This is a genomic window from Streptomyces sp. NPDC102279 (genome assembly GCF_044766365.1).
GTDB lineage: Bacteria > Actinomycetota > Actinomycetes > Streptomycetales > Streptomycetaceae > Streptomyces.
Genome location: NZ_JBIWLU010000004.1, coordinates 193,515 through 208,217 on the forward strand (window position 1 = coordinate 193,515; position 14,703 = coordinate 208,217).

15 protein-coding genes are annotated in these 14,703 nt (G+C 70.8%); 8 read left to right on the forward strand and 7 right to left on the reverse strand.

Annotated features, from left to right (window positions below; all coding sequences use genetic code 11):
• Positions 1–210 precede the first annotated feature (210 nt).
• On the forward strand, positions 211–582 hold the full coding sequence (locus tag ACIRQH_RS10710; RefSeq protein ID WP_164375587.1) for a phage holin family protein: 372 nt from the start codon (positions 211–213) through the stop codon (positions 580–582).
• Positions 579–1,073: a DUF3618 domain-containing protein gene (locus ACIRQH_RS10715; protein WP_358820054.1), complete on the forward strand. Its 495-nt coding sequence runs from the start codon at positions 579–581 to the stop codon at positions 1,071–1,073. Before ACIRQH_RS10710 ends, ACIRQH_RS10715 begins: the two co-directional genes overlap by 4 nt.
• A 121-nt stretch (positions 1,074–1,194) precedes the next feature.
• Here ACIRQH_RS10715 and ACIRQH_RS10720 read toward each other — a convergent pair whose 3' ends face one another.
• Both ACIRQH_RS10720 and ACIRQH_RS10725 read right to left on the reverse strand, forming a co-directional pair.
• Entirely contained in the window at positions 1,195–3,279 is a 2,085-nt protein-coding gene (locus ACIRQH_RS10720) for a CocE/NonD family hydrolase (protein WP_404225237.1), read from the reverse strand.
• 71 nt (positions 3,280–3,350) lie between these two features.
• Positions 3,351–4,658, reverse strand: coding sequence for an acetyl-CoA carboxylase biotin carboxylase subunit family protein (locus ACIRQH_RS10725; RefSeq protein WP_388933236.1), 1,308 nt, complete (start codon positions 4,656–4,658; stop codon positions 3,351–3,353).
• 258 nt (positions 4,659–4,916) lie between these two features.
• Here ACIRQH_RS10725 and ACIRQH_RS10730 point away from each other — a divergent pair, with 258 nt between their 5' ends.
• Complete coding sequence (locus ACIRQH_RS10730; protein ID WP_388871766.1) at positions 4,917–5,435, forward strand: DUF6328 family protein; 519 nt, start codon at positions 4,917–4,919, stop codon at positions 5,433–5,435.
• A 7-nt stretch (positions 5,436–5,442) separates the two neighbouring features.
• On the opposite strand, the gene ACIRQH_RS10735 is transcribed toward ACIRQH_RS10730, so the two are convergent.
• Positions 5,443–6,159 (reverse strand): hypothetical protein, encoded by a 717-nt coding sequence (locus tag ACIRQH_RS10735; protein WP_388871763.1) that lies wholly within the window; start codon positions 6,157–6,159, stop codon positions 5,443–5,445.
• Between the two features lie 151 nt (positions 6,160–6,310).
• Here ACIRQH_RS10735 and ACIRQH_RS10740 point away from each other — a divergent pair, with 151 nt between their 5' ends.
• On the forward strand, positions 6,311–7,015 hold the full coding sequence (locus ACIRQH_RS10740) for a DUF2470 domain-containing protein (RefSeq protein WP_388933243.1): 705 nt from the start codon (positions 6,311–6,313) through the stop codon (positions 7,013–7,015).
• Positions 7,016–7,411: 396 nt separating this feature from the next.
• Here the strand turns inward: ACIRQH_RS10740 and ACIRQH_RS10745 are convergent, their stop codons facing one another.
• Complete coding sequence (locus ACIRQH_RS10745; RefSeq protein WP_388933245.1) at positions 7,412–8,476, reverse strand: Lrp/AsnC family transcriptional regulator; 1,065 nt, start codon at positions 8,474–8,476, stop codon at positions 7,412–7,414.
• 155 nt (positions 8,477–8,631) lie between these two features.
• Here ACIRQH_RS10745 and ACIRQH_RS10750 point away from each other — a divergent pair, with 155 nt between their 5' ends.
• Together ACIRQH_RS10750 and ACIRQH_RS10755 are read left to right on the forward strand one after the other, a co-directional pair.
• Complete coding sequence (locus tag ACIRQH_RS10750) at positions 8,632–9,561, forward strand: alpha/beta hydrolase (protein ID WP_404225241.1); 930 nt, start codon at positions 8,632–8,634, stop codon at positions 9,559–9,561.
• Positions 9,562–9,678: 117 nt separating this feature from the next.
• Positions 9,679–10,296 (forward strand): AAA family ATPase, encoded by a 618-nt coding sequence (locus tag ACIRQH_RS10755; protein WP_388933252.1) that lies wholly within the window; start codon positions 9,679–9,681, stop codon positions 10,294–10,296.
• Between the two features lie 93 nt (positions 10,297–10,389).
• On the opposite strand, the gene ACIRQH_RS10760 is transcribed toward ACIRQH_RS10755, so the two are convergent.
• Entirely contained in the window at positions 10,390–10,740 is a 351-nt protein-coding gene (locus tag ACIRQH_RS10760; RefSeq protein WP_388871748.1) for a hypothetical protein, read from the reverse strand.
• Between the two features lie 83 nt (positions 10,741–10,823).
• On the opposite strand from ACIRQH_RS10760, the gene ACIRQH_RS10765 reads away from it, so the two are divergent.
• Positions 10,824–11,222, forward strand: coding sequence for a DUF4440 domain-containing protein (locus ACIRQH_RS10765; protein WP_358820065.1), 399 nt, complete (start codon positions 10,824–10,826; stop codon positions 11,220–11,222).
• 65 nt (positions 11,223–11,287) lie between these two features.
• Here the strand turns inward: ACIRQH_RS10765 and ACIRQH_RS10770 are convergent, their stop codons facing one another.
• Positions 11,288–12,076 carry an SAM-dependent methyltransferase gene (locus ACIRQH_RS10770; protein WP_388871745.1) on the reverse strand — a complete coding sequence of 263 codons (789 nt, stop codon included), beginning with the start codon at positions 12,074–12,076 and terminating at the stop codon, positions 11,288–11,290.
• Positions 12,077–12,373: 297 nt separating this feature from the next.
• Here ACIRQH_RS10770 and ACIRQH_RS10775 point away from each other — a divergent pair, with 297 nt between their 5' ends.
• Positions 12,374–12,544: a DUF5670 family protein gene (locus tag ACIRQH_RS10775; protein WP_329183787.1), complete on the forward strand. Its 171-nt coding sequence runs from the start codon at positions 12,374–12,376 to the stop codon at positions 12,542–12,544.
• Between the two features lie 241 nt (positions 12,545–12,785).
• Here ACIRQH_RS10775 and ACIRQH_RS10780 read toward each other — a convergent pair whose 3' ends face one another.
• Positions 12,786–14,702: an NAD-binding lipoprotein gene (locus ACIRQH_RS10780; protein ID WP_404225244.1), complete on the reverse strand. Its 1,917-nt coding sequence runs from the start codon at positions 14,700–14,702 to the stop codon at positions 12,786–12,788.
• Between the last annotated feature and the right edge of the window lies 1 nt (position 14,703).

A 14,703-nucleotide genomic window follows, 5' to 3' on the forward strand; every position in this document is an offset into this window, starting at 1 on the left:
CGGCAGGGAATCGGGGCAGATCGTGAATGACGCGGGAGCGGGCTCCTGAAGTGCCCGGATCGGGGTACCCGCTCCCCGACCGAGTTCCGGGACACCTCGCAGGGTCCCGGTCATGGCCGAGGAAACAGGCAGGAGGCGATCGCCGTGTCGAGTGCGCGGCCGCAGGTCGAGGGAACCGACGAGCAGACACGGGAGTCCGGATCACACCAGGTGGGTGAGCTGGTGCAGCAGGCATCGCAACAGCTCACCGAACTGGTGCGGGGCGAACTGCGTCTGGCACAGGCGGAGATGCAGGAAAAGGGCAGGCGCTACGGCAAGAGTGGCGGACTGTTCGGCGGCGCGGGAGTGGTCGGCTTTCTGATGCTGGAGGCCCTGGTGGTCACCGCGATCGCCGCCCTCGCCGTTCCGCTGCCGGTGTGGGCCGCGGCGCTGATCGTCACGGCGGTACTGGGCGTCGTCGCCGCGGTACTGGCCCTGAACGGCAGGAAGCAGGTCCACCGGGCGGCACCGCCCAAGCCTGAACAGGCGATCGAGAACGTGAAGGCCGACGTGGCCGAGATCAAGAGGAGTGCCCACCGATGAGCAAGCCCTCCGACGGCGAGCAGACCGCCGCCACTCCCGAGGAACTGCGTGAGCAGGTCGAACAGACCCGCGCCGAACTCGGGGACACCGTCCAGGCGCTCGCCGACAAGGCCGACGTGAAGGCACGGGCCAAGGAGAAGGGCGCCCAGGCCAAGGAGAAGGGCGCGGAGGTCGCCGAGCAGGCCGTGGCCAAGGCGGCCGAGCTGAAGGAGAAGGCGGTCGTGGCCGCCCACTCGGTCCAGGACAAGGTGCAGGACAAGGTTCCGGACCCCGTCAAGGACAAGGCCGCCCAAGCCGCCGTCCAGGTCCGGGACACGGCCCGGGACACGGCCGCGAAGGCGGGCCGCGTCTGGGACGAGAAGGCCCCCGAGCCGGTCCGTCACCAGGCGGCCGAGGGCGCGCGCGTCGCCCGCGACAACCGCACCCTGCTGCTCGCCGCAGCCGGCGCCGCGACGGTCCTCTGGCTGGCGATCCGCCGCAAGAAGGCGTGACCGCCTCTTCGGACGCGCGGAAGTCCCCCTGCCCACACGGGCAGGGGGACTTCTCGTTGGGGCCGTACGGAGTCCGGTGCCCGGGGCGGCTCAACAGCCACCCCGGGCACCGGAGTCGGACCTACAGCAGATCCCTCGGCACGCGTTCGTTCCACGTCCGGGAGAAGACACGCTTGTCGCCCTCGTAGCCGTCCAGGGTCGCGTCGACGAAGAACATGCCCTCGTCCGAGGTGAGCCGGGTGCGGGTCTCCACGCGGACGTCCCACTCGTCCCGGCGGAACCTCATGGTCCACGCGGATTCGCCGCTCACCGAGGTGAAGTCCTCGGCGACGGACCGGTATCGCTCCTCGGCGCGCAGGCCGACGTCGAGGCCGATGTCCTCGATACGCACCAGACCCCGGTCCTTCACGATCTCCAACTCCGCGTTGTAACCGACGAGATCGCGCTTGACCTCCCAGCGTTCCTCCCGCGGCGACAACTGGGTCGACGAGATCGGCGGCGCCCCCTCGGGCTCGCCGAACGGACTGGCGGGCATCTCGTCGGGTTCGTCCGTCGGCCGCACCGGCAGACTCAGGGTGCTGGCGTGCGCGTACACGCTGAGCAGGGCCGGCTTCGGCGGCGGCCAGGCCATGGGCCAGTACGAGGTCGACAGCGACAGCCGGATCCGGTGACCGGGCGGAAAGGCCTGCCCGACGCCGTTGAGCTGGACCTTCGCCCGGTAGCGGCGCCCGGGCTCGACGGGCTCGGGAGTATCCGTACCGCCGAGCCGGGTGAGGTTCAGGATGCCGTAGGAGACGCGGGTGGCGCTTCCGTCGGGGCTCACGTCGGACAGTCGCGCCGCCACCATGCCGACCGGTTCGCTGACCGTGAGGTCGAGTTCGACGGTGGGTGAGCCGAGGATCTCCAGGCGCTCGGTCAGCGGGTCGCTGTCGAAGACGAGTGAGCCGCCGTCCTCCTCACGCTGGTCGTACGGCAGGTCCGGCGGGGCGTTGTAGGAGGCCCACTTGCCCGCGAACTGGCCCACCGACAGGGGAGACTGCACGGTCACGGGTGTGGGCTCGGCGCCCCCGGCCCGGTCCGCGCCGACGCGCTCACCGACCGCGCCCGACTCGCCCCTCCCGCCGCTCTCGACGGGGCGGCCGATGCGATGGGGCGCGAGCGGGTGCGTGACCTCGCGGATGTGCGGGGACGGCCAGGTGGGCTCGCCGACCCAGCGGCCGGGCCGTTCCTCGTAGGACGTGGACGGCGGCACGCTCTCCTGCATCCACGTCCGCAGCATCGGGCCGTCCATCACGCCGTTGTCCACGCCCTTGAGCCAGTGGTCCCACCAGCGGACGACCTCCTGGAGGTAGCCGATGGCCGGTCCCGGTTCGCCCAGGTGGGGGAACTTGTGGGACCAGGGGCCGATCAGTCCCTTGCGCGGCACATCCAGGTTGCCCAGCAGACGGGTCACCGCGTTCGAGTACCCGTCGGCCCATCCGCTGGAGGCGAGGACCGGGCACCGGACCGCCCCGTAGTCCTCGCAGACCGACGCGTGCCGCCAGTAGTCGTCGCGGCGCTGGTGGCGCAGCCATTCGAGCACCCACGGGCGGGTGTGCTCCATCCGCTCGTGCCACATCGCGCGCCAGCGGTCCCCGACGATCGCCGGATCGGGCGGGCAGGTGCCGTACGCGAACATCGTGCCGGCCTCGGCCAGATTGTCCGAGAGCAGGGCTCCGCCCATGTAGTGCATGTCGTCCGCGTGCCGGTCGTCGGTGAACGACGCGATGACGATGCCGCGCAGGCTCGGTGGCTGCCGTGCCGCGACCTGGAGTGCGGCGAAGGCGCCCCACGAGATGCCCATCATGCCCGTGCTGCCGTCGCACCAGGGCTGCTCGGCCAGCCAGGCGAGGACCTCCTCGGCGTCCTGCTGCTCCTGCTCCAGGTACTCGTCCCTGAGCACCCCCTCGGACTCGCCCGTGCCGCGGATGTCCACGCGGACGCAGGCGTAGCCGTGGCCCGCGATGTACGGGTGGTGGATCGAGTCGCGTACGGCGCTGAGATCGCGCTTGCGGTACGGGATGTACTCGAGCACCGCCGGCACCGGTTCGCTGTCCGAGGAGGTGGGGCGCCAGATCCGCGCCGACAGCTCCACGCCGTCGGACATGGGGATGGCGACGTGCTCCTCTTCCTTGGTCGCATACGGCAGTTGGGTCACGAAACGCATGTGCTGGTGTTGCTCCCTTCCTCGCCGTGCCCGGGGCTCGTCGGTCCGGTCGTGGTGACCGCGGCCGACGGTCAGCCGTTCTTCTCGTCACGGCCGCCCGGCGCCGTCTCGTCGAACGTCAGCCCCAGAGCGGCCACGCACCGGTCGTACTTCTCCCGGAGGTCCTCCTCGGTGTCACCACCGGTGAAGATGTGGGCCAGCTCGTAGCTGTAGCTGTCCTGACCGGGCAGGTCCGACAGGCGCGAGCCTTCCGAGGGCACGATGTCGATGCGCGTACCCGGAATCTCCCGCTCGATGCGACGCAGGTCGTCCGGGGTGGGGACGTTGTGCACGACGCCGTCCGCGAACCAGCGGTGGTACCACTTCGCGGCCATGGCGTAGCGGCCCGCCCGGTGCGGCATCCGGGGGTCGCGGCCGAGGGCCAGGCTGACCATGCAGTGGTGGTTGGGTACGCCGTCCACGTACTGGAAGAGTTCGGCGTGTGACTGCGAGTGACGCGGGTTGATCTCCAGGAGGCTGATCCGCCCGGTGTGCGGGTCGTAGAAGTACTCGACGCTGAAGGTCGCCGCCTCCATGCCGATCTGCTCCATCACGCGCCGGGTGACGTCGTGCAGCTCCTTGATCGCCGGATCGGGGAGCGTCGAGGGGTACTGATGGCGCAGGAAGCACGAGGAGTCGGGGTAGTTGATCGAGTCCAGCGCACCGTAGACCGTGACCTCGCCGTGGTCGACGTAGCCCTCGACCGCGACCTGGATGCCCGACATCTCCTCCTCGGCCAGACACACCTCGCCACCGACCCCGTCCATCTCCGGCGGCAGCGCGAGCCGGTCGAGTACGTACTCGAAGGGGCGGCCGACCCGGGAGATGCCGCCGCGGATGTCCGCCACCGCTTCATGGAACTCGGTCATGTCGTCGACGCCGAAGGCGAGTTCCGACGAGTAGGAGAGCGCGGGCTTCAGCCACATCGGGAAGCTCATGCCCTCCGGCGGAGACGGATTCTCGGCGCTCAGGTCGACCCGGCCGAAGCGCGGATGACGGTCGGTCACCTTCTCCTGTTCGAGCCTGCTCCAGTACTTGTGCTCACACTTGACCACCGACTCCAGGCTGGTGCTGCGCGTGCCGTATCGCTCGCTGAGCATGGGCACGAGGGTGCTGACGGGGAAGTCCCAGTAGCCGACGATCGCGTCGATCGTCCCGTCGAAGGCGTCCAGCGCCTTCTCCGCCTTCTCCAGGAGTTCGGCCACCGACACCTCGCCGCCCTGCAACTCCTCGATGGTCAGCAGGGGATGGAACGTCAGCTCCCTGGCGTTCGGCACCTCGTTCAGCGTGGGCAGGTTCGCCTCGTCCAGACCGATCACGAATATGTTCTTCTTCGGCACGTCGTTCCTCTCAGCAGGCAGTTCGTGAAGGCCTCGGGGTACCCAAGGAGATCCCGCCCATGCGGCGGATCCGTCTCCGCGCGCCTTCTGAGGCACTGCTCACGTCCGCTGAGCCGGACGGGCCCGGCGCGTGGCCCGTAGGGACGCACATCCCGGCGGCCTGGTGAACGGCGGCACGGTCGGGGTACTCGAAGGTCCATGCGCGCGGCACGTCAGGGGTGCGGCGCGCACGGGCGAGGCCACGAGGAGAGGGGAACGATGAGCGAGAAGCAGGACGACAGACCGGACGACGGGCGGGACGAATCGGCTCAGGAGCGGGCCGACCGCAAGTGGGGAGACCTGCTGCAGGAGATCCGCGTGGCGCAGACCGGCGTGCAGATCCTGTTCGGCTTCCTGCTGACCGTGGTGTTCCAGCCGACCTACCGGCAGCTCTCGGGGCAGGACCAGACGCTCTACATGGTCACGATCGTCCTCGGGGCCACCGCCACAGGGGCCTTGATCGGACCCGTGGCGTTCCACCGGATCGTGTCCGGCCGCTTCGTCAAGCCGGAAGCCGTCGTCTGGGCCTCCCGGATGACCCTGCTCGGTCTCTTCCTGCTGCTGCTCACGATGGTCTCCTCCCTCCTGCTGGTGCTGCGCACGGCCACGCACGACGACGGCTACGTCCCCTGGATCGTGGCGGGCGTCGCCGCGCTCTACATCCTGTGGTGGCTCGTCATTCCGCTGGCCCTCCGGATGAGCAAGTCGGGGAAAAAGGAAGCCGACGAGCAGGACTGACGGGGCGTCAGTGCAGGATGCTCACGGCCCGGGAGATCACGAGGAGCGAGGTGATGAGGGCGGAGACGCTCTCGACGCTCATCATGAGTTTCGCGCGGGTGGTGAGCGGCATCGTGTCGGTGGGACTGAACGCCGTCGAGTTGGTGACGGACACGTAGAGGTAGTCGACCAGCGTCGGGACCCAGTCGGAGGAGCCGCTGGCGCCGTCGGCGACCTCTTGGACGGCGTCGTCGTTCTCGTCCTGGGAGAAGCGGAAGTCCGCCAGGGGGAGTTCGGCGCGCGGGGCCTGGGTGCGGCTCACCGGACCGCCGCGGTCCAGCTCCCAGAAGGCGAGCCCGAAGACGATGATGTTCGTGAGCCACACCTGCAGCGCGGCCACCAGCAACTCGCGGCCGTCCTTCACCCCGGCGTACACCAACTCGTTGACGAGGATGCCGAGAGCCACGAGATTGCTCACGGCGATCACGGCCACGAGGGTCAGTGACAGGACGCGGAACATCCGGGTCTGCCGGGTGAGGCGCCTGGGGTTGACCGCGATGAGCGGAACGAGAAGCAGGACCTCGAGCGTCGGGAGTACGTAGCGGGGTGCGATGAGCAACTGCTGCGGCAGCGCGAGGTAGAGGGCGATCGCGGTGAGAGTGGCCAGCACCCCGGGCAGCCGGGCCTCGCCCCGCCGTTCGTGCCTCGGGTGCCGGGTGCGGGCGTTCGCGCGGCTCTGCGGCATGATCCGGTCTCCCCGTCGCCCCGTGATGATCTCGGGCGGAGTTTAGCCGGAGACCTCCGCGGGGGTGAATCGCGCGTTCCCCGGCGGTGGATCGGACCTCGATAGGTTAGGTTAGGCAATCCTAAGTAGCTCGCTCATCCCGGAGGCCCGGATGCTTCGTACCCCTACCCGTGCCAGCGCTCCGACAGCCGTCGAGCGCGTCCGCTCGATCCTGGCCGCCGCCCACTCCATGACGGTGGTGTGCGACGGGCGGCACACGGAGGTCCGGCGGCTCGACGGGTCCGGCGCCATGGGCCACTTCCACCTGCATGCCCCGTTCGAGGGCACCGGCGCTCCGACGGGCGGGCGGGTCCCGGTCCGGCTGGAACTCACCGACATCGCACCCACGCCCGTACGCGACCGACTGCGCGCCCGGGTCACCCTGACCGGCCTGCTCGCCGAGCCGTACGACCCCGACTCCACGCAGAGCACGTGCATGGAGTTCGGACAGGGAGTCCTGGAGGACGGCTCGGGGCGCTCGTACGTGACCCTCCATGAACTGGAGGCGACGGAACTCGATCCGCTCGCGACGAGTGAGGCCGGCATGCTGACGCACCTCGTCGACGAACACGCCGAACTCGTCCCGCTGCTCCTGCGCCTGGTCCGCCCGCTCCCGGACGGCGGTGTGGTGCGCGCGCTGCCGGCGGGCGTCGACCGCTACGGCCTCACCCTGCGTCTCGAATACCGGCGCACCCACCGCGACGTCCGCCTCCCCTTCAAGACGCCGGTCCAGCACATCGACCACGTCGGACCGCAGATCCACGCGCTGCTCTCCGAGGCCCGCCGCCTCTCCCACACGGGACGCCTGCTGACCTGAGGCGCGCCGTGCCGGGCCGTCGTCCGGCGATACGGCCACGACTCGTCCCCCGGGAACCGAAACCCGGGTGGGGCGGCCCTGAGGCTGCCCCACCCGGAAGTCACCCGGTGGCGGTGGCTGTGGCGATGGCGTCGAGAGCGGGATACGCCTCGGTGTCAGCGGTTGCGGATGGCGCTGGTGGTGAAGAATCCGGTCGCCGCGGCGGCGACGAGAGCGCAGACGGACAGGAACAGGGTTCGGCGCACGGGGCGTCCTCTCGGGGGTGATCGTGGACAGGTACGTTGAACAACGCGGCTCCTGCCTCCGGGGGCTCGCCACCGGCCCATACGCCACCCGCATGGACGCCATCGCGAGGCGACGCCGCACCCTTGAGGGACGCTTTCCGCGTAGGGGTTCTCAGCCCTTGCCCTGCCCCGCCGGGGCCGGTCGGCGGCGCCGCGTGACGGCGGGGGAGGTCTCTACGAGGCCCAGCGAGGGCGTGCGTTTGGCGGCGCGGCCGACGAGGGCCGTCTCGACGTGGGTGATCCCCAGGCCGACCAGGTCGCGGGAGAGGAAGGCGTAGAGGGCGGCCAGGTCGGGGAAGTACGCCGCCGCGTGCAGGTTCGAGAGCCCGGAGGTCGCGAACGCGCCGTGTACCGCGGGATGGTCGGCCAGCGCCTGTCCCGCGGCGGCCAGATGGTCGGGGGGCACGTGCAGCAGGAGCTTCGCCTCGATGGGTAGCCCGATATGGCGGGGATCGACCAGGACCTGCGTCACCAGCCGCCCCTGGAGGGCGAGTTGGGCGATCCGTCGGCGGACCGTCGTCTCCGGGCGACCGGTGCGCGCGGCCAGGGCCGCCGCGGACAGGCGTGCGTCGGGCGTCAGGGCGTCGAGGAGGGACTGCTCCAGGGGATCGGTGTCGACGCCGTACGGGCCCGGGGATCCGGCGGGTGTCGGCCCGGGGTCGGGCTCGGCCGGGATCAGAGCCGCGCGCTCGGCCGATGTCAGGACGGCGTGACGCCACTCCGAGGTGAGCCGGAAGACGTGCAGGATGGTGGCGCTCTCCAGGGACGTGACCGCCTGCGTGGAGGGAAGCTGGCGAAAGACCAGCGGGTCGCGCGAACCCGGTTCCGTACGGGCCACCGCGAAGATCTCGTCGCCCGTGGTGGTGACGTCGATGAACGGGATGTCCTCGCGTGCAGCGAGCGCCGCCACGATCGTGTCGAGTTTTCCCCGCAGCACCCTGATCCGCAGGAACAGCGCCCCGGCCGAACCCCCGTTGCGCGGTCGCGCGACCGGTGAGACCACGACGCGCACGGTGCCGTCCGCGGTGAGGGCGTGCAGACGCCGGCGCACCGTGGCGGGGCTGAGATCCAGTACCTGCGCCGCCCGCTCCGCCGTGAGGCGGCCGTCCCATTGCAGGGCGGCCACCAGCCGCTGGTCGGTGGGGCTCAGTACGGAATCCGCCGATACGGGTGCCATGGAGGCAAGTTTCGCTCATTCCGGCGCCTTGCGCGGCCCGTCCCGGGGCCCTCGCCCCAAGCATGGATGTCAGGCACCTGGCTCGAACCGAAGGGCCCGCGATCGGCTCACCCACTTACCCACTTACCCACTCACCCACGGAGGCCCCGGTGCCCATGTCCGGTCAACGCGAAAAAGTACGCTTCACCAGCGGCGACACCTCGTGCGCCGCCTGGCACTACCCGGGGACCAACGGTGGTTGCGTGATCATGGCGGGAGGGACCGCCGTGACGAAGGAACCCGCGTCGGACCTCTTCGCCCGGCGGTTCAACGACGCCGGCTTCGCCGTCCTGGCCTTCGACCACCGTCACTTCGGGGAGAGCGGCGGCACCCCGCGTCAGGTCGTCCGCTTCGGTGAGCAACGCGCCGACTGGCAGGCCGCGATCGACTTCGCGGCCGGTCTGCCCGACGTCGGCCCCGGCGGGATCTCGCTCTGGGGCTTCTCCCTTGCGGGCGGCCACGTCCTCCGCGTCGCGGCCGACAACCCCGGGCTCGCCTCGGTGATCGCACAGTCGCCGGTCGTCGACGGCCGCGCGCTCGCCCCCAACGCGCTGCGCGCCATGACCCCCCTCGCGCTGCTGCGCCTCACCGGCCGCGCCGTCGCGGACGCGCTCGGCAGTCTCCTCGGCCGGCCTCCGCTGCTGATCCCCACCGCCGGGGTGCGCGGCGCCGTCGCCTCGCTCACCACGCCGGATGCCATGGACGGTGACCGCGCTCTCGACCCCGACCACCGCTACACGGACTGGGAGCAGACGGTCGCCGCACGGATCGCGCTCCAGATGGGCGGATACCGGCCCGGCCTCCACGCCTCCCGGATCCGGTGCCCGCTGCTCATGGTCGTCTGCGACCAGGACCGGAGCACTCTCCCCGGCCCCTCCGTCGCAGCGGCCCGCAGAGCCCCGGCGTCCGAGGTGCTGCACCTCGAAGGCCGTCACTACGCCCCCTTCCTGGAGGCGCACGAGGAGGCCGTCGAGGCGGAGATCGCGTTCCTGCGGAAACACCTCGTCCGCGCGGACGTCGTACGGGAAGGAAGGGGCCGCAGGTGAGATGAGGATGAAGCCGCTCGGGAGCGGGCGCCGCCCGGGTCCGCCGACCGTGCTGAGATGATCGGGCGGGCACCTCAGGCGGTGCCACGGACGGCCGCCGGACGGGGAGGACGACACATGGCGACCGAGACGGCTCCGGGGAACGCGGACGCGCTCCACGCACGCATCCCCGTCACCGCCGCCGGGGGCACGGTCATCCTGCTCAACGGCACGTCCAGCTCCGGCAAGACCAGCATCGCCCGGGCGCTGCTCGACCGGCTGGAGGGAACGTGGTTCCACATGCCGGTGGACACCTTCCACGCCCTGCGCGGCGGTCAGGAGATCCCCGACGACGGCCTCCAGGCCGAGATCGACCGCACGTCCAAGGGCTTTCACCGTGCCGTGGCCGGGATGGCGGCGGGCGGCAACAACCTCGTCGTCGACTACCCCCTGAGCCGCCGCTGGCGCCTGCTCGATCTCCTGGACCTGCTCGTGCCGGAGGACACCGTCCTCGTCGCGGTCCGCTGCCCCCTGCCCGAACTGAACCGCCGAGAGGCCGGACGCGGTGACCGCTCGCAGGGTCTGGCCGCCCTGCAGTACGCCCAGGTGCACGCGCACGAACTGCACGACATCGACGTCGACACCAGCGTGCGCACACCCCCGGAGTGCGCCCGCCACATCCATGACTTCCTGGCGCACCGAACCCGACCCACGGCCTTCGAGACGCTGAGACGGACCTTGCCCCGGCAGGGCTGAAAGAGGCCGCCGCCCATGCGCGGGCGAGGGGCGGAGGTTTCCGTCGACGGCCGTCCGCGGGTCAGTTCTCGATCGGCGTCGGACGGGCCGTGCTCACAGCCACCGCTGTGCAGCCTCCACGCTGTCGCCGCCGCTCGTGTTGAACGCGATTGCCGCCCGGGGCACGTGGCGGCGGATCAGGTTCACGGTCAGCTCGAAGAGGGGGAGGAGGGGTTCTGCCTTGCGGATCCCGCCGCCGACGACCACGACATCCCACGGCTTGCTCGTCAGGGAGGCGACCAGCGTGGCTTCGGCCGACTCGTCGAACACCACCAGCGTCATGGCCGCGTCGATGCCGCGCTCACCGAACCGGGCCAACTCGGCTTCCAGTGACTGGCGAAGAGAATCAGCGTCGACGCCGGGGATCGCGTGCGGGTCGTAGCCGACAACGAGTACAGAAGGCATACGGGCAACCTACCGGGCCGTTCGCGAGGGCGATGCGCCGCACCGGCCCCGAGTGCTCGGCGCCCTCGCTGTACTGTCCCGTCATGTCCAAGAAGGAGATAGACGCGCTGACCGCCGAGTTCTTCGGCGCCTTCGACAACCGGGGCGGCACGGCCGCCGACGTCGCCCGGATCCGTCGGCTGGTCATCCCGGGAGGGGTGATCGTCAAGACCGGGCCGGAGTTCACGGCGTACACCGTGGGCGAGTTCGTCGAACCGCGCGAACGGCTGCTGGCCGACGGCCGATTGACCGAGTTCCACGAGTGGGAGACCTCCGAACGGACCGACATCGCGGGGGACGTCGCGGCGCGGTTCGGGGAGTACCGGAAGGCAGGGATCCTGGACGGCGAGCCCTTCGAGGGCGGCGGCACCAAGACGATCCAGTTCGTCCGCACCCCGGAGGGCTGGCGGATCGCCGCGTTCGCCTGGTACGACGCGCCCTGATCAGAACGGAACGTGAGGAGCCGCCCCCGCCTGCGCGGTGGGCGGCTGAACGTCCCCTCGGCGCCTCAGCGAACGCGGGCGACCGCCGCGTAGATACCGCTTCCCTCGGGCGTCACGGCCTCGTTCGCCGCGTTCCACTCGGTGGCCGTCACCAGGCCCGGCGACACGAGGTCGAGGCCGTCGAAGAAGCGCTCCACCTCTCCCCGGGTGCGGAAGCCGAGCTTGATGCCGCCCTTGGCGTACTCGGCGGTGACCTGCGCGGAGAGTTCGGGATACAGGTCGGACGACGCGTGTGACAGCACCAGGTAGCTTCCCGAGGGGAGCGTGGTGATCAGGTTGCGGACGATGCCGTGGGCGTCCTGCTCGTCGGGGATGAAGTGCATCAGCGCGATCAAGGACATGGCGACCGGACGGGTGAAGTCCAGTATGTGCCGGGCGTGCTGGACGATGTCCTGCGGCCGGCGGACGTCGGCCTGGATGTAGTCGGTGGCGCCCTCGGGCTTGCTGACGAGCAGGGCCTCGGCGTGCCGCAGCACGATCGGGTCGTTGTCGGTGTAGACGACGCTCGCCTTCGGCACGATGCCCTGGACGATCTGGTGGAGGTTCGGCTCGGTGGGGATGCCCGTGCCGATGTCCAGGAACTGGTCGATGCCCTGCTGGGCGAGCCAGGCGGACGCGCGGTGCATGAACTGGCGGTTCTGCCGGGCGGCGTCCTTCGCCTCGGGCGGCAGCTTCTCTCCGACGGCCTCGTCGACCGGGTAGTTGTCCTTGCCGCCCAGCAGCCAGTCGTAGACCCGCGCGGGGTGTGCCTTGCTGGTGTCGATCGGAGGGAACGGCTGTGGATCGATCGTCATGGTTGCTCCCATCGCACCAGTGAGCAGGGCAGGTCGAGTGTTCGATCATCCTACTCGGATAAGTCATGTGTTCGGTGCCCAGGGGGAGTTGGGCCGGGGCCGGTGAACTCGAATGCGCACCGCCGCGGTTGCCGGTAGTCCCGCGCCACGTGTCCGCCCGCCGGTTCGCGATGGCCGCGGCAACTCCCACATGCCTGTGGCCGTGGCCGAACGGGTCTGAGTTCCCTCAAGTTCGCAGGAAAAACTACCTATTTGTCGAGCATTACGGGGCACTCGAAGGCTTGGAGGTTGATAACTATGGTTCCCCTGCTTCTTGTTCTTCTTCTCGCCCTGATCCTCTTCGGCGCGGGCTTCGCGCTGAAGGCCCTGTGGATCGTCGCGGTGGTCGTTCTGGCCGTCTGGCTGCTCGGCTTCGTGATGCGCTCCGCCGGTCCGAGCGGCGGACGCGGCCGCTGGTACCGCTGGTAGGTCACCGGCAGCTCCACCTGAATGAGCCGAGGGCCCGGACGTGATACGTCCGGGCCCTCGGTTTCGGTGTGCCCCGCAGGTGAAGGGGTGCGCCCCCTTGTGTGAAAGAGCGAACGCCGAGCCGTCCCCGCCCGCGCGTTGGGATAGGAGTGGTGTGTGGCCGGAGGCCCGCCGCCCGCGCGCCGGGAACCGCGCGACCTCCAAGGGGTCGTGGGCCCCGGTCACGCCCGCCCCGGACCCTTCACGGCATCCGCTGCCGCCCGACGCGCTCCTCGTGTGTCCCGAGTCCGATGCCGTCGGCCGGGGCGCCCGCGAACTCGGTGGCCACGACCACCACTTGATCCTCGGAGCCCCACTCGCGCCGTTCTCCCTTGTGCGGGTTGAGGCGGACGCCGTGGGCGGGGGAGAGCGCCCACTGGTCGCGGCGCCGGTAGCCGATGGCGCACTCGCCGCGGTCGCGTGCGGCGGCGACCACGGTCGCGAAGGTCGCCGTGGTGCCCACGCGGACGTAGTTCCCGGCCGGCCGCAGGCAGATGGTGTTGCCCTCCGCGGCGAACAACTCCTCGAAGACGGCGGCCAGATGGGGATTCTGTGCGATCTGCGCCATCAGCAGGCCCGTCAGTTCACCGCTGACGATGACGTCGGAGCCGGGGTTGAGCGGTGCCAGCGGCCGGTTGCGGTCGTCGGTCAGCTCCGTGACCACCCGTACGTCCCGTCCGGTGCGCTGTTCCACCAACCGGAGGCCGAGCAGGGTGACCAGCGTCCAGTCGTCGGGCCGGTCGGGTCCGCTGCCCACGTCGGGCCCGAGGACCATCACCGCGTCGTACGGGGCGAGGTCGAGACCGAGGAGGGTTTCGGGCCGGGACAGCGCGGCCGACCGGAACCGCACCTCCAGCCGGGCGGTGTCCGGAGCGTCGGGCCCGCCCTCCCGGCCCGGGCCCGGCACGTTCCTCCCGGCTCCGGGCACGGCCCCTTCGGTGACCACGTCCAGCACCGAACCGGAACGCGCGGTGTCCCGCAACTGTGCGATGACCAGCGGCGCGCGGCGGTTCCAGCCGAGCAGGAGCAACCGGGCCGCGTCCGTGGCGGGCGCCGCGGCGACGGCGCGGGCCGAGGGGTCCACGAGTCGTCTGCAGTCCTCGGTCCGGGTGGAGTTCTCGTCCCGTGCGACGACGATCAGGCTGCTCCCCGGCTCGATGACGGTCTCGGGAGCGGGATTGAGCACCGTACGCCCGTCCACGGTGAACAGCCCGACCACGCACGCGTTCGCGTGGCCGAGGAGGGCCGCGCCGAAGGGCCTCCCGGCGAAGGAGCCGGCGCCCGTGAGGTGGAACTCGTCCCCGGCGAAGTCGAGGAGATCCCTCAGGACGAGGGAGAGGCCGGGACGGCCGACGCACTGAGCGATCAGCCGGGCGGTGACGGTGTCGGCCTCCAGTACCGTTCCGTGCCGTCCCGCGGCCAGCCGGGCCGGTGCCCGGAACCGGTCGTCGCTCACCGCGGCCAGGATCGGCGGCCCCTGAGCCTCCTCGCCGAGGACGGTGCGCAGCGCCAGCAGCATCCGCAGCACCTCGGCGTCGCCGGTGGCCTCGCCGGAGGGCAGCACCAGCACCGTACGGGCCGTCTGCGGGCTGACCAGCGCGAGGACGGCGGGATCGCTGGCCGGCCCGCTGCGGCAGATGACCCTGCCGCGGGCCGCCGCGCCGACGTGAGTCGCCAGAGCGCGTTCCATCTCCGTCTTGTCCCGGTCCGCGAGCAGGACGACCGGCTGCGGCCGCTGCCCGGACCGCGCGCTCTGCGCGGCCAGCAGCTCGGCGACCACCGTGAACACCTGGTCCGACCAGCCGAGGACGACGGCATGGCCCTGCTCCAGCACCGTCGACCGGCCACGGCTCAGCTCCGCCAGCCGCTTCTCGAGGCCCGTGGTGATCACACCGACCAGCGTCGACACGCACAACAACGCCACCAGGCCGAGCACCGCCGACAGCGCCATCCGCAGCGGAGTGCCACTCACCTCACCCAGTCGCAGGGTCTGCGCACTCGTCCGCCACACCGCTTCCAGCCGCTCCACGAACGACCGCGGCGCGGCGGGGTCCGTCCACACGAGCAGTGCGCTCACCGGGAAGACGACGGCCAGGCAGCAGACCACCAGCCACCCCATC